Here is a 13,086-nt window from a genome sequence, read left to right as displayed (position 1 = left end):
GAGGCGATCGCTTCGTCCATCGCCGCGATTTACCTTGTCCGTCAGGATCTGTGTTTACCTGCCCTGGTTGTCGGCCGTTGCGTCGGTGCTGCTACGCTGGGCGTTAGCGCCGTCGCTCTGTTGTTCGGCCCACCCGCCCGGACCGGTCGGAAAGCTCGGCTCTCCTTCCGCCTCTAGGCTCTCGTGGAACTCAGTGGCAGGTCTTCCTGGGTATTCGCGGCCGCTCGACAGGTGCCCTTGATGAGCGGGATGGAGCCCTGCGTCATCGTTGCGGGCATGGTCCGGCGGTTCGGCATAAGCTGCCGTGGCAAACAGAGATCCGGCGCCGATGAAGAGCGCAAATGCGAGAACGTGCTTCATTGTGCTGTCCTCCGGTATTGAAATCAAGATGCAGATAGAGCCCATCCGGGCTGTGTGAAGGGCAGCTTGGAATGAAATTGATTAAGGGGCAGCACCTGCACATCCCCGGCCGTACGGTATGGCTTGCCCGATTTCGGCAATATCGACGATCCGAGCCTCGAGCCGATGATGCCTTCGGCGAACCGCATCGGCCGTCCGCGCAAGGCGATAGGCCGGCGTTTCGATTAGGCGTCGCTTTCGAACACCAGCCTCTCGCGCGCCGCCCGAGTACAGCGTCACTGGATGTGCGGCGTGCTTTTCATCCGCAGTACGGCTCTAGAACAGTTGACGTTGGAACTGCCATTCATCTGGGGAATTGTAAGGTTGGCGAGACTAAGCAGAAATTGTTTTGCAAACGAACCTGTCAGAGCAAGCGAAGCGTCAACCGTAAGCTTTTCAAGATCGCCTGCGCAATTTTCGGTTGCGCTTTACATAATAGGTCAAAAAAACAACCTAGGGAGGCTATCATGATCAGGATTCAGTCAGTTCTATTTTCTATTCTCCTGTTAGGAGTGGCAGGCTCACCCGCGACAGCGGAGGAGGTCTGGTCGCTTGACGGCTTAAAGGCCCCCGAGAGCGTACTTTTCGACACCAAGCGGAACGTCTTCTACGTTTCCAACATTGTTGGCGAGCCCGCCGGCAAGGATGGAGTCGGATACCTTTCGAAAGTTTCGCCTGACGGAAAGTTGCAGACAGCCGAATGGGTGACCGGGTTTAATGCGCCCAAGGGATTGGTGATGCAAGGCGATACGCTTTTCGTCACCGATATCGATCGGCTTATGGCCGTCAACGTCGAGAGCGGTCAGATCACCGGAACGTGGCCCGCAGAAGGCGCTCAGTTCCTCAATGACCCCGCCGTCGACGAGGCGGGTCGCGTCTTTGCTTCCGACATGCTGGCGAACAGGATTTATGTTCTGGACAATGATGCTCTCACCGTCTGGCTTGAGAGCGAGGATCTCCTGCATCCGAACGGTCTGCGCGTCGAAGACGGTCGCCTCCTCGTCGCCGGCTGGGGTCGCGATATCCAGCCGGATTTTTCGTCCAAGATACCCGGCCATCTGATCGCGATCGACCTGAACACGAAGGCTATCTCTGACATCGGGTCCGGCGAGCCTGTTGGAAATCTAGATGGTCTAGAACCGGACGGAACAGGAAATTGGCTCGTTACGGATTGGGTCGCAGGGGCGCTCTTTCGCATTCATCCGGATGGAAAAGTCGAGCAGCTGATGGACCTCAATCAAGGCAGCGCCGATCTGGAATTCCTGGAAGAAAAGAAGCTGGCAATCATCCCGATGATGATGGACGGCAAACTGGTCGCAACTCGATTGGATGGAGCAACTTGAGAAGAGGCTCGCATAGTCCTCTCCCCGATTGGCCGTACAGGGTCATGACTTGCACTATCGAAGGGCCGCATCAGCGGCCCTTTTCACATCTGTGCCAGCTCTTGCGCGATGCCGTTCCGAAACGCAAAAACCGCGCTCCATCGGGAACGCGGCTTTGCCAGATACGCATGGCGCTTCGCCAACAGAACACTTGCGAAACTTACGGGCTCCGGGACGCGAGACCTGATCCGGAGCGCCGGGCGGATGCGATATGCCGCCTCGCACTCCGTTCTACAGGGACATCGTTACCGGGTGGTTATCGATAGTTTAAGCAAATCTAAATTTCCGATGTTTCTCTTGCCGGGAACGGAAAAGCCCGTCGAGGCTTAAAATTACGCCGGGACACCGCGCAGGAAATTTATGATGCCGGAAAAATCGGCACCGGCATGTCCCTGGGCGTTGAACAGCGCATAAAGCTGGGCGGCCTCGGCACCCAGCGGCGTCACCGCACCGGCGCTTTGCGCGGCTTCCTGCGAAAGTTTCAGGTCCTTCAGCATCAGTGCCGCGGCAAATCCCGGCCTGTAGCCATTGTTGGCCGGCGATGTCGGCACCGGGCCGGGCACCGGGCAATAGGTGGTCAGCGACCAGCACTGGCCCGACGAGTTCGAGGCGACGTCGAACAGCGCCTGATGCGACAGGCCGAGCTTTTCCGCCAGAACGAAGGCTTCGGCGACGCCGATCATCGAAATGCCGAGGATCATGTTGTTGCAGATCTTTGCCGCCTGTCCGGCGCCGTCATCGCCGCAATGGACAATGCGGCCGGCCATCGGCTTCAGGATGGGTTCGGCCTTGGCGAATGCGTCCTTCGAGCCACCGGCCATGAAGGTCAGCGTGCCGGCTGCGGCACCGCCGGTGCCGCCGGAAACCGGCGCGTCGATCGACAGCAGCTTATGTTTGGCGGCAATAGCGTGGGCTTTTCGTGCCGATTCGACGTCGATGGTCGAGGAATCGATGAACAGCGCGCCTTTTTTCGCCTTGGGCGCGATGTCCTCATAGACCGACAGGACATGCCTGCCGGCCGGCAGCATAGTGATGACCACATCGGCCTCTTTCACTGCGGCAACGGCATTGGCCATTACGACGACGCCATGCTCCTTGGCGATGACGAGATTCTCCGGCATCAGGTCGAAGCCATGCACGGCATATCCAGCCTTGACGAGATTGGCGGCCATCGGGTTGCCCATATTGCCGAGGCCGATGAAGGCGATGGTGGTCATAATGGCGCTCCGTGATCTGGGTTAGGGCAGTAGGGCAGTAGGCAGTAGGCGGTAGGCGGTAGGCGGTAGGCGGTAGGCGGTAGGCAGTCTATTCGGGCGCAAGTTTGATAATAAGTTGGCGAAGCATTTTTCCGATGCCCTCGGTCGCTAGCAGCATGTGATAAGCTTGATCGTGCGTGGCAAGGCCAATGCGTTCAGCAATCTGGAGGTGTGTCTCGAACTCCTTCAGCGAGCCTTGGGCTATCCTGAGAAATTGCTGATAAGAGCCTGTGTTGTCTCGGCCATAACCTTTGCGATGTTCGCAGGGATAGAATTTGCCGAGCGGCGGATTTGGCTAGTCAACCCATACAATTCCTCCTTTGGCCATGCCTGGCGACAGCCAGATCCATCGCCTGCGGCCATACGATTAGATCCTTGTACGGATTGATCTTGCCGGCCATCTTTTGCCTACTGCCTACTGCCTACTGCCTACTTTCTTACCGCCCAATCAGAGCGCGTGCGATGATGACGCGCATGATCTCGTTGGTGCCTTCGAGAATCTGGTGAACGCGCAAATCGCGGACCAGCTTCTCGATACCGTAGTCGTGCAAATAGCCGTAGCCGCCATGCAGTTGCAGCGCGTCGTTGGCGACATTGAAGCCGATGTCGGTGACGAAGCGCTTGGCCATCGCCGACCATTTCGAGGCATCGGGAGATTTGCGGTCGAGCTTCGAGGCGGCGGCGTAGAGGAAGATCCGTGCTGCCTGCAGCTCGGTCTCCATGTCGGCGAGCTTGAACTGCAGCGCCTGGAACTGGTTGATCTTGGAGCCGAAGGCCTTACGCTCCGCGGTGTAGGCCAGTGCCTTGTCGAGCGCCGATTGCGCGCCGCCCAGCGAACACGCGGCGATGTTGAGCCGGCCGCCGTCGAGTCCGGCCATGGCGATGCCGAAGCCGGCGCCTTCGACTGAGAGCAGGTTTTGCGCCGGCACCTTGCAGTCCTCGAAGATGACCTGGCGCGTCGACTGCATGTGCCAGCCCATCTTGTGCTCGTTGGCGCCAAAAGAGAGGCCGGACGCATCCTTAGGCACGACGAAGGTGGAAATGCCCTTCGGCCCGTCGGCGCCGGTGCGCGCCATGACGATATAGAGGTCGCTGTCGCCGGCGCCTGAGATGAACTGCTTGACGCCGTTCAGCACATAGTCGCCGCCGCTTTTCACCGCGCGCGTCTTCAGCGCCGCAGCATCCGATCCCGAGCCTGGCTCGGTCAGGCAATAGCTGGCCAGCCATTCCATCGAAGTCAGCTTCGGCAGGAAGCGTTGGCGCTGCTCGTCACTGCCGAAGCGGTCGATCATCGAGGCCACCATGTTGTGGATCGAGATGAAGGAGGAAAAGGCCGGGTCGGCGCGCGAAAGCGCCTCGAAGATCAGCACGGCGTCGAGCCGACCGAGCGCCGAGCCGCCGACATCGTCACGGATATAGATGCCGCCGAGGCCGAGCGGGCCTGTCTCGCGGATCACGTCGGCCGGAAAATGCTTGTTGCGGTCCCAGTCGAGCGCGTTCGGCGCGACGCGGTCGGCGGCGAAGGCCTCGGCCATCTCCTGGATGGCGCGCTGGTCCTCGTTGAGTTCGAACTGGCTGGTGCCCGCATCGACAGCGGCGTCCATGGCGTGCTCCCTGATGTTGTCGGCCGGCTGGCCTGTCGTTTTTGGCTTTGCGCGCGGTTCAATCTAGACCAATGATGCCGCCGCGCAAGCCGACCGTCTGCATCCAACCCTGGGAGCGGCCGTGCGCGAATGCGTGTGTGGAGCAAGGCGTGACGACAGATTTCGATGAACTGCTCGAGTGTTTCCATGCCTATCTCGAAAGGTTCGATGATGCGCTGGTGCGCGATGCCGTGGCCCGGATCGGCTGGGCCATGCCGGCGCGTCGGATCGAGCCGCATCCGCTCGCCTGCCTGCGCCAGCTCGACCGTATCGCCGAGCTCGCTCCGGCAAACGCCAAGCCGCTGGCGCGGCTGCTTGCGGAGCGTCGCGGCGAACTGCGCTGGGGGCAGACCTACAGCGAGGCGGATTTCGGCAAGACTTTCATCGACAATTACGGCTGGCTGGAGGTCTTCGGCACGCGCGGCCATTTCGTCAACGACGAGGTCGCGGCCGGTCTGCTGATCCTTGGACCTGATATCGTCTATCCCGACCATCATCATGTCGCCGAGGAGATCTACATTCCGTTGACCGGCGGCACCGAATGGCGCATGGGCGAAGGCGGTTTTCGCACGCGCGAGGCGGGTGAGGTGATCCACCACGCCTCTGATGTCAGCCACGCCATGCGCACCGGCAAGGAGCCGCTGCTGGCGCTCTACATCTGGCGTGGCGGGCCGCTGGCGGCAAAATCCACGATCACCGGAACGACGGTACAGGGCAAGGACTGATGGCCAAGGCGATCATGCTGCAAGGCACGGGCTCCGATGTCGGCAAAACAGTGCTGGTCGCGGGCCTCTGCCGCGCGGCCACGAAACGCGGGCTGCAGGTGCGGCCGTTCAAACCGCAGAACATGTCGAACAACGCCGCCGTTGCCGATATTCCGGGCGACAAACTCGGCGGTGAGATCGGCCGCGCCCAATGGCTGCAGGCGATCGCCTGTGGCGTTGCGCCCTCCATCCACATGAACCCGGTGCTGCTCAAGCCGCAGACCGACATCGGTGCGCAGGTAGTGGTGCAGGGCAAGGTGTTCGGGGAGGCGAGGGCACGCGACTACCAGGCGCTGAAGGGCCGGCTGATGGATGCCGTGCTGGACTCCTGGGCAAAGGTCGGCGAGGGCGCCGATCTGGTCATCGTCGAGGGCGCCGGCTCGCCGGCCGAGATCAATCTCAGGAGCCGAGACATTGCCAATATGGGCTTTGCGACGCGCGCCAATGTGCCGGTGATTCTGGTCGGCGACATCGATCGCGGCGGCGTCATCGCCTCGGTCGCCGGCACGCATCTGATCCTGCCGGAAGAGGACCGGCGCATGATCGTCGGCTATCTCATCAACAAGTTCCGCGGCGATGTCTCGCTGTTCGATGACGGCATCAAGGCGATCGAGACATTCACCGGCTGGCGCTGCTTGGGGGTCGTGCCGTGGCTGAAGGCGGCGGCGCGGTTGCCATCTGAAGATTCCGTGGTACTCGAACGCCTGGCGTCCGGTGAGAAACGCGCGCTGAAGGTAGCCGTGCCGATGCTTTCGCGCATCGCCAATTTCGACGACCTCGACCCGCTCAAGGCCGAACCGCAGATCGAGGTGGTATTCGTGCCGCCTGGTCAGCACCTCCCCGAAGATGCCGGGCTGGTGATCATTCCCGGCTCGAAGTCAACGATCGGCGATCTCCTAAGATTCCGCGAGAACGGCTGGGACCGCGACCTTGCCGCCCACCGCAAGCGCGGCGGCCACGTCGTCGGCATTTGCGGCGGGTTCCAGATGCTCGGCCACGTCGTGCGCGATCCCGACGGCATCGAGGGCAGCGTGACCGAGACCACAGGGCTTGGCCTACTCGATGTTGAAACGGTGATGGAGCCGGAAAAGACCGTGCGCAATGTCAGCGCGCGCTCGGTGCAGTTCGACCTGCCGCTCGAGGGCTATGAAATCCATCTCGGCCGCACCACCGGTCCGGATACGCTGCGGCCGTCCGCCGTCATCAACGGCGTCGATGACGGCGCCATCTCCGCCGACGGCAAGGTATCGGGCACCTATCTGCACGGGCTGTTTTCCGCCGACGCTTTTCGGGCGAAATTCCTGGAAAACCTTGGCGTGAAAGGCGGCGGCATCGATTATCGCGCCGAGGTCGAACGGGCGCTGGACGAGGTCGCAGCCGAGCTGGAAACTCACCTCGACTGCGATGCGATTTTTTCGCTGGCGCGATAGTTACTCGAGGCTGAAGCATGAGGGGGCTATATGCCTCGGTGATTGGTTGAAACGCCCCTCCCGTCGTCATCCTGGGGCGGAGCAAGGAGCGAAGGGACGCGGCGCAGACCCCAGGATCCATGCCGCGACCTCAGAGCGTTGCTGCGGCGCAGAATTCTGCTCCGTTGCGCCCTTCGGCTAAGCCACGGCATGAATCCGCCGCGTCGGTTCGCTCCTGCTTCGCCCTGGGATGACGAAGTGGAGGAGGCTTCGGCCAACCTCGAGTGTCGGCGATGGTCCATTCATGCCTTCTCATCCGCCTTGGGCCAATAGGTGCCAAACGACCAGACATTGCCTTCCGGGTCGCGGCAGATGAATTCGCGGCTGCCGTAATCGCGGTCCGTCAGTTCCTCCAGTATTTCGGCGCCGGCCTTTTTGGCTCTGGCATAAGCAGCATCGGCATCGTCGACGGCAACATAGATCGCTCTGCCGCCACCCGGGCCCGGTGCACCGATCATCTGGCCAAACTTGTCGTCGCGTGCAGTGCCCAGCATGATCATCGAGGAGCCAAAAATCAGTTCGGCGTGATGGACAATGTCGCCTTCGCCGTAGCGGGCATGAACGGCAAAGCCGAAGGCTTCGCCCAGCCAGTCGATCATCTTGGCTGCATTGCGGTAGCGCAACGTGGGATAGAGCCTGGGCGGTTCGACATTTATTGTCATGGCGATCTCCTTCAATTGGATTGTCGATAACCCAGTCTGGGCGAAGGCTGTTCGCACGTCTTGAAGAAATGTTACCACGCGCGCCCATTGGGCGTCGCAAGAGGCGTTTCAGAAGCTATGCCTGGGCGGCAAGCGTCGTCGGCGTTTCGCCGGCAAGGTCGCGGAATTCGCGAACAAGATGCGCCTGGTCGGCATAGCCGCAATCGGCGGCGATATCAGCCCAATCGGATTTGTCCTGCCTTGACAGCCCGAGCGCCCGATTGAAGCGGACGATGCGCGACAGCGTCTTAGGGCCGACGCCGATCGCGTTGGAGAATTTTCCTGCGAGATGCTTGCGGCTCCAGCCCAGCCTGTCGGCGAGCGATGAGACGCGAATGCGGCCGCCCGAGACGATGATCCGGTCATAGGCCCAGGCGATTTCGGCCTGCGTTTCCCGGGCTTTGTCCAGCCGTGCTGCGACGAACGTCTCGACGATGGCAAAGCGTGCGCCCCAACCGTGCGCATTGCCAAGTCTTTCGCGCAGCGCGATGCCTTCAAGTCCGAGCACATCGTCGAGGCCGACCATGCGGTCGGTCAGTTCGCTCATCGCAAGGCCGAAGAAGCGGCGGGCGCCGAGCGGGGTGAAATTGACCTGGACGCAGCAGGCGCCACCGAAGGATTCGATCACCACCGGACCGGCAAAAAGGCCGGCGGCGAAACTGGCGAAGCGGTCGTTGTCGCCCGGATCCTTGCCGAGTCCGATGGCGAAGGGTTCGGCAAAGCTGATGACCAGCGGCACGGTCAGCGATGCATATTCGACGTTGCGGAAACGGCCCGGTACCGTTTCGCGATAGCCGCAGATGTCGGTGACCGCGCCCCGGAGGCAAGGGCCGGACGCACGCCGCACCATATCGAACCGGTCGAGGCCGGGATTTTCATGTCGGCTGCCGTCTTCGCTCTCGGCGGGCATGAGCTTTCCTTCCGCCCAAGGAGTCTAACAGACCAGCTCTCAAAATCAAAAGCGCCTGGCTTGTGGCCGGGCGCTCCGAGTTGCCTGAGATTTGAATACTTAAGCGCCGCGAACCAAGCAGCCGCCAGCAAGCACAATATAAGCGATGAGGACGATCCACACCGCGGCCAGGGGAATGAACGCAAAAACGCCGAGAGCGGCGAGAAGGCCGATGATGGCGATAACAAGGGATATGATGAAAACAAGCTGCGTAGGCGCACTGAGATTCATGTGTGGCTCCTCCGACATGATTCGTACAACCGCATACTATCAGGCGCGCCGTTCACACACCAATCAGCGTGCGCAGCGGGTTCGCCGGATCGGCCAGCAGCTTGATGGCCAGCGCCAGACAGACCATCACCAGCAGCGGCTTGATCAGTTTTGCGCCATTGCGGATGGCGAGGCTGGCGCCGACGCGGGCGCCGAGGAACTGGGCGACACCCATCATCAGGCCGATCTTCCAGTAGACGACCCCGGCAGCAGCGAAGACGATGAAGCCGCCGATGTTGGAGGCGAAGTTGAGCAGCTTGGTATGCGCCGTCGCCTTGAGCACGCCGTAACCGGCTAGGGTGACGAAGGCCAGCATGTAGAAGGAACCGGCCCCCGGCCCGAACAGGCCGTCATAGAAGCCGACAACCGGCACCAGGATCAGCCCGAACAGGAACGGCGACAGGCGCCGGGCGCGGTCGACGTCACCCATGTTGGGCTTCAGGGCGAAGTAAAGGGCGATGGCGATCAGCAGGACCGGCAGAAGAGCGCGCAACAGGTCGCCCGGCACGAATGTCGCCAGCAAGGCGCCGAGAGCACTGCCGGCAAGCGCCAACAGGGTCGAAGGCAATTGCCGGCGCAAATCGACATGGCCCTTCGCGGCGTAGTGGATGGTCGCCGAGCCTGAGCCGAACATGCCCTGCAGCTTGTTGGTTCCCAGCGCCTCGACCGGCGAGAAGCCGGCGAGCAGCAGTGCTGGAATGGTGATCAAGCCGCCGCCGCCGGCAATCGAATCGACGAAGCCGGCAGCGAAGGCGGCGGCGCCGAGAATGACGACGGTCTGGGTGAAAAAATCGAACATCGGATGGTTGCGGGAGGGGGTTCCGGCCAGCGGGAAAATATGGCGCGTTCGAAACCACAGCCGACCCGTTTGCGCAAGACCGATTCCGCGCTACCTATTCGCAACGAATCGGAAAGGGACGCTGATGGCATTCGCTTTGCTTGACCAGATACGCTCGATCTTCGACGGCGACCCCGGCGTGCGCAAGGTTGCGGACGATCCTGTGCTGTCGGCGGAACTGCTGATGCTGTTTCGCATGATCCTGGCCGACGGCACCGTCAGCGAGAGCGAAATGGCCGCCTTCAGGCGCATCTGCCGCGAAGCCTTCGGCATCCCGGAAGCCAGCATTGACAGCGTCATCGAATACCTCAACGAGTTCGGCTACGAGACCAACAGCTCGCAAGCCATCGCGCAGTTCCGTGACCTCGATGTTGAGAGGCGCAGCCTGCTTGCCCGCCATATGGCCGAGATCGCCAAGGCCGATTCGCAACTTGCCGGGACCGAGATGCAGCTCTTGCGCCGCACGCTCGACTTGCTCGACATCAGCCCAGCCGATGTAGTGAAGGCCGAAGAGTGAGCCTTTCTGAACGGTCGGCGGCTCACCCCTGTTCCTGTAACCGGCGCGCTATTGCCCGGTGCAGGTCCGGAGCGGCGGTGACGAGCGCCTTGGCGGCTTCGGACTGCGGATGGTCGAGAACCTCGCTCGTCCTGCCGCGCTCGACGATCCTGCCGTCATACATGACCATCACCTGATCGGTGATGGCGCGAGCGACGGTCAGATCGTGAGTGATGAATAGATAGGCAACGCCGAGCTTCTGGTTGAGCTCGGCGAACAGATCGAGAATCTGGGCACGGATCGAGACGTCGAGCGCCGAGACCGGCTCGTCGGCGACGACCAGTTTGGGGCGGGTGATGATGGCGCGGGCGATCGACAGGCGCTGGCGCTGGCCGCCTGAAAATTCGTGCGGATATTTGTCCATGTCGCGTGGGCTGAGACCGACCTCGTGCAGGGCCTTTGCCACCATCTCGCGCCGCTCTGTATTCGTCGGCTTCTTGTCCAGGACATGCAGCGGCTCGGCGACCAGTTTTTCGACTTTCTGGCGCGGGTCGAAAGAGCCGTAAGGGTCCTGGAACACCACCTGCATGTCGCGGCGCGCCGGCTTGAGCTCCGCCTCGCTCTTGCCGGTGATGACCTCGCCGCGAAACCGGATCGTTCCCGATGTCGGCCCGTCCAGCGCCAGGATCATGCGGGCAAGCGTGGACTTACCGCAGCCGGAACGCCCGACCAGCGCCACCGACTGGCCGGGATCAATCGAGAACGAGACATCGTCGACGGCGCGGATCGGAGCCGCCTGCTTCAGCAGCGACGGTCGACGTCCCGAATAATCCCGCGTCACGCTGTCCACCTGAAGAAGGGGTTTGGCACCCTGGAGCAGGGGGGTGTCTTGGCCGACCTCATGTGTCCTGGCACGCGCCGGCACATGCATCGAGGCCTGCGCCAGTTGTCGCGTGTAGGGATGAAGCTGTTCTGACAAGGTGCGCGCCGTGTCGCCGGCCTCCATCACCTCGCCATGGCGCAGAATGGTGATGCGATCCGCCATCTCGGTCACCACCGCGAGGTCGTGCGAGATCAGGAGCAGTCCCATGCGATTTTCCGCGACCAGGTCGCGCAACAGGTCGAGGATCTGCGCCTGCAGCACGACGTCGAGCGCCGTCGTCGGCTCGTCGGCGATCAGCAGCTTGGGTTTCAGCGCGCAGGCAATGGCGATGACGACGCGCTGGCGCTGGCCGCCGGAAAGCTCGTGCGGATAGCGCGACATCGGGAATTTGGCTGAGGGCAGGCCGACCCGGTCGAGCATCTTTCGCGCGCGGTCCTCGGCGTCGGCGCGGCTTGCCCTGGTGTGCCAGCGGATGCCTTCGGCGACTTGCTCGCCAATGGTCTTGACCGGGTTCAGCGCCGTCATAGGCTCCTGGAACACCATGCCGATGTCGTCGCCGCGCAGCGCGCACATCTGGTCTTCGCTGGCCGCCAGGATGTCGATGCCGTCGAAGACGACGCGCCCGGTGGCGCGCGCCGACCAGGGCAGAAGCCGCATTACCGTCAGCGCCGTGATCGATTTGCCCGAGCCGGATTCGCCGACCAGCCCCATCACCTCGCCGGGCGCGACGAAGAGCTCGACATCCCTCAGGATCGGAGTGTCGCCGATGCTCAACGAAAGGTTCTCGAGTTCGAGCAGGCTCATCGCTGCCGCCGCGACCGGGGATCGAGGATGTCGGCAATACCGTCGCCGAGCAGGTTCAGGCCAAGCACGGTGACGACGATCGCCGTGCCTGGAAAGACCGCCATCCAGGGCGCCGCCACCATGCGGGTCTGCGCATCGAACAGCATCCGGCCCCAGCTCGGCATCGGTGGCTGTGTGCCGAGCCCGACATAGGAAAGCCCGGCTTCGGCCAGGATGCCGAGCGCGAACTGGATGGTGCCTTGTACCAGAAGCAAGGTGACGATGTTGGGCAGCACATGTTCCACTGTGATCAGTGTTTTGCCTTTGCCGGCGGCGCGCGCGGCGAGGATGAATTCGCGCGGCCATATCGCCAGCGCGCCGGCCCGGGCGACGCGGGCGAAGACCGGGATGTTGAAAATGCCGATGGCGATGATGGCGTTGAGCGCGCCCGGCCCGAAGATGGCGGTGATCATGATCGCCGACAGCAGGGCAGGGAAGGCGAAGACGAGATCGTTCAGCCGCATCACCGCTTCGTCGGCGATTCCGCCGCGCGCCGCAGCGAAGGCACCGAGCGGCACGCCGATGCCCATGCCGATGCCGACCGCCACCAGCGCCACGGCGATCGAATTGCGGGCGCCGACCATGATCATGGAAAGAATGTCGCGGCCGAAATGATCGGTGCCGAACCAGTGCGCCGGCGAGGGTGCCTGGGTCTTGTCGGCGACGATCAGCCTGGTGACGTCAAAAGGCGTCCAGAACAACGAGACGATGGCGACCGCTGCCACCAGCGCGGTGATGACGAAGCCAGCGAGGAACGAGCGGTTGGTGAAGGCCTTGACGAGGATGTCGGCAAAATTTTCCCCTGGAATGTCGAAGCGCAGCGTCATCGGCGGCTTCTCAGGCGCGGATCGACCACCGCATAGGAGAGATCGACAAGCAGGTTGACCGCGATGACGGCGGCCACCAGCAGCATGACGACGCTTTCGACGACGATCAGGTCGCGCTGGGTGATCGCCTGGAACACCAGCCGGCCAAGGCCGGGCAGGTAAAAGACGTTCTCGATGATGATGGTGCCGGCGAGCAGGAAGGCGAACTGCAGGCCGAGAATGGTCAGCACCGGGATCATGGCGTTGCGCAGCGCGTGCCGCCACAGCACCGCGCGATAGGGCAGGCCCTTGGCGCGGGCGGTGCGGATATAGTCCTCGTTCAGCACTTCGATCAGCGCCGAGCGGGTGACGCGGGCGAGGATCGCG

Annotated in this window: 14 protein-coding genes and 1 pseudogene; 4 read left to right on the top strand and 11 right to left on the bottom strand. The window is 62.3% G+C overall.

Annotated elements, in window-relative coordinates; genetic code table 11:
* Positions 1-54 precede the first annotated feature (54 nt).
* Positions 55-360 (bottom strand): hypothetical protein, encoded by a 306-nt coding sequence (locus EOA78_RS21140; protein ID WP_127316815.1) that lies wholly within the window; start codon positions 358-360, stop codon positions 55-57.
* Between the two features lie 506 nt (positions 361-866).
* On the opposite strand from EOA78_RS21140, the gene EOA78_RS21135 reads away from it, so the two are divergent.
* A complete protein-coding gene (locus EOA78_RS21135; protein ID WP_127316814.1) occupies positions 867-1,742 on the top strand; it encodes an SMP-30/gluconolactonase/LRE family protein in 876 nt (291 codons plus the stop codon).
* Between the two features lie 371 nt (positions 1,743-2,113).
* Here EOA78_RS21135 and mmsB read toward each other — a convergent pair whose 3' ends face one another.
* The 3 genes and pseudogenes from mmsB to EOA78_RS21115 form a co-directional block, all read right to left on the bottom strand.
* On the bottom strand, positions 2,114-2,998 hold the full coding sequence (mmsB, locus tag EOA78_RS21125; RefSeq protein WP_127316813.1) for a 3-hydroxyisobutyrate dehydrogenase: 885 nt from the start codon (positions 2,996-2,998) through the stop codon (positions 2,114-2,116).
* A gap of 88 nt (positions 2,999-3,086) precedes the next feature.
* Positions 3,087-3,438: pseudogene (locus EOA78_RS21120) on the bottom strand (four helix bundle protein).
* 36 nt (positions 3,439-3,474) lie between these two features.
* Entirely contained in the window at positions 3,475-4,641 is a 1,167-nt protein-coding gene (locus EOA78_RS21115; protein ID WP_127316812.1) for an isobutyryl-CoA dehydrogenase, read from the bottom strand.
* Positions 4,642-4,790: 149 nt separating this feature from the next.
* On the opposite strand from EOA78_RS21115, the gene EOA78_RS21110 reads away from it, so the two are divergent.
* On the top strand, positions 4,791-5,405 hold the full coding sequence (locus EOA78_RS21110; protein WP_127316811.1) for a dimethylsulfonioproprionate lyase family protein: 615 nt from the start codon (positions 4,791-4,793) through the stop codon (positions 5,403-5,405).
* Positions 5,405-6,874, top strand: a complete 1,470-nt coding sequence (locus EOA78_RS21105; RefSeq protein WP_127316810.1) for a cobyric acid synthase — start codon at positions 5,405-5,407, stop codon at positions 6,872-6,874. The genes EOA78_RS21110 and EOA78_RS21105 overlap by 1 nt, the downstream gene beginning before the upstream one ends.
* 281 nt (positions 6,875-7,155) lie before the next feature.
* Here EOA78_RS21105 and EOA78_RS21100 read toward each other — a convergent pair whose 3' ends face one another.
* The 4 genes from EOA78_RS21100 to EOA78_RS21085 all read right to left on the bottom strand — a co-directional run bounded on the left by EOA78_RS21100 (position 7,156) and on the right by EOA78_RS21085 (position 9,632).
* Entirely contained in the window at positions 7,156-7,575 is a 420-nt protein-coding gene (locus EOA78_RS21100; protein ID WP_127316809.1) for a VOC family protein, read from the bottom strand.
* Between the two features lie 115 nt (positions 7,576-7,690).
* A complete protein-coding gene (locus EOA78_RS21095; RefSeq protein WP_127316808.1) occupies positions 7,691-8,524 on the bottom strand; it encodes an AraC family transcriptional regulator in 834 nt (277 codons plus the stop codon).
* Positions 8,525-8,623: 99 nt separating this feature from the next.
* On the bottom strand, positions 8,624-8,794 hold the full coding sequence (locus tag EOA78_RS21090) for a hypothetical protein (RefSeq protein WP_084831397.1): 171 nt from the start codon (positions 8,792-8,794) through the stop codon (positions 8,624-8,626).
* 52 nt (positions 8,795-8,846) lie between these two features.
* Positions 8,847-9,632: a TSUP family transporter gene (locus EOA78_RS21085; RefSeq protein ID WP_127316807.1), complete on the bottom strand. Its 786-nt coding sequence runs from the start codon at positions 9,630-9,632 to the stop codon at positions 8,847-8,849.
* Positions 9,633-9,756: 124 nt separating this feature from the next.
* Here EOA78_RS21085 and EOA78_RS21080 point away from each other — a divergent pair, with 124 nt between their 5' ends.
* Positions 9,757-10,188 (top strand): TerB family tellurite resistance protein, encoded by a 432-nt coding sequence (locus tag EOA78_RS21080; RefSeq protein ID WP_127316806.1) that lies wholly within the window; start codon positions 9,757-9,759, stop codon positions 10,186-10,188.
* A 22-nt stretch (positions 10,189-10,210) separates the two neighbouring features.
* On the opposite strand, the gene EOA78_RS21075 is transcribed toward EOA78_RS21080, so the two are convergent.
* From EOA78_RS21075 to EOA78_RS21065, 3 genes are all read right to left on the bottom strand, one after another.
* Positions 10,211-11,854: a dipeptide ABC transporter ATP-binding protein gene (locus tag EOA78_RS21075; protein WP_127316805.1), complete on the bottom strand. Its 1,644-nt coding sequence runs from the start codon at positions 11,852-11,854 to the stop codon at positions 10,211-10,213.
* Complete coding sequence (locus tag EOA78_RS21070; RefSeq protein ID WP_127316804.1) at positions 11,851-12,720, bottom strand: ABC transporter permease; 870 nt, start codon at positions 12,718-12,720, stop codon at positions 11,851-11,853. Before EOA78_RS21070 ends, EOA78_RS21075 begins: the two co-directional genes overlap by 4 nt.
* The coding region (locus tag EOA78_RS21065; protein WP_164783861.1) for an ABC transporter permease at positions 12,717-13,086 on the bottom strand (370 nt) is incomplete at its 5' end. The genes EOA78_RS21070 and EOA78_RS21065, both read right to left, overlap by 4 nt.

Source organism: Mesorhizobium sp. M5C.F.Cr.IN.023.01.1.1 (assembly GCF_003997585.1).
Taxonomy (GTDB): domain Bacteria; phylum Pseudomonadota; class Alphaproteobacteria; order Rhizobiales; family Rhizobiaceae; genus Mesorhizobium; species Mesorhizobium wenxiniae.
Note: the sequence above shows the minus strand (reverse complement) of the source record. Positions and strands in the feature narration are given on the sequence as shown.

Coding starts and splice junctions, on each gene's coding strand:
- EOA78_RS21140 (WP_127316815.1), bottom strand. CDS start 360: ATGAAGCACGTTCTCGCATTTGCGCTCTTCATCGGCGCCGGATCTCTG.
- EOA78_RS21135 (WP_127316814.1), top strand. CDS start 867: ATGATCAGGATTCAGTCAGTTCTATTTTCTATTCTCCTGTTAGGAGTG.
- mmsB (WP_127316813.1), bottom strand. CDS start 2,998: ATGACCACCATCGCCTTCATCGGCCTCGGCAATATGGGCAACCCGATG.
- EOA78_RS21115 (WP_127316812.1), bottom strand. CDS start 4,641: ATGGACGCCGCTGTCGATGCGGGCACCAGCCAGTTCGAACTCAACGAG.
- EOA78_RS21105 (WP_127316810.1), top strand. CDS start 5,405: ATGGCCAAGGCGATCATGCTGCAAGGCACGGGCTCCGATGTCGGCAAA.
- EOA78_RS21100 (WP_127316809.1), bottom strand. CDS start 7,575: ATGACAATAAATGTCGAACCGCCCAGGCTCTATCCCACGTTGCGCTAC.
- EOA78_RS21095 (WP_127316808.1), bottom strand. CDS start 8,524: ATGCCCGCCGAGAGCGAAGACGGCAGCCGACATGAAAATCCCGGCCTC.
- EOA78_RS21090 (WP_084831397.1), bottom strand. CDS start 8,794: ATGAATCTCAGTGCGCCTACGCAGCTTGTTTTCATCATATCCCTTGTT.
- EOA78_RS21085 (WP_127316807.1), bottom strand. CDS start 9,632: ATGTTCGATTTTTTCACCCAGACCGTCGTCATTCTCGGCGCCGCCGCC.
- EOA78_RS21080 (WP_127316806.1), top strand. CDS start 9,757: ATGGCATTCGCTTTGCTTGACCAGATACGCTCGATCTTCGACGGCGAC.
- EOA78_RS21075 (WP_127316805.1), bottom strand. CDS start 11,854: ATGAGCCTGCTCGAACTCGAGAACCTTTCGTTGAGCATCGGCGACACT.
- EOA78_RS21070 (WP_127316804.1), bottom strand. CDS start 12,720: ATGACGCTGCGCTTCGACATTCCAGGGGAAAATTTTGCCGACATCCTC.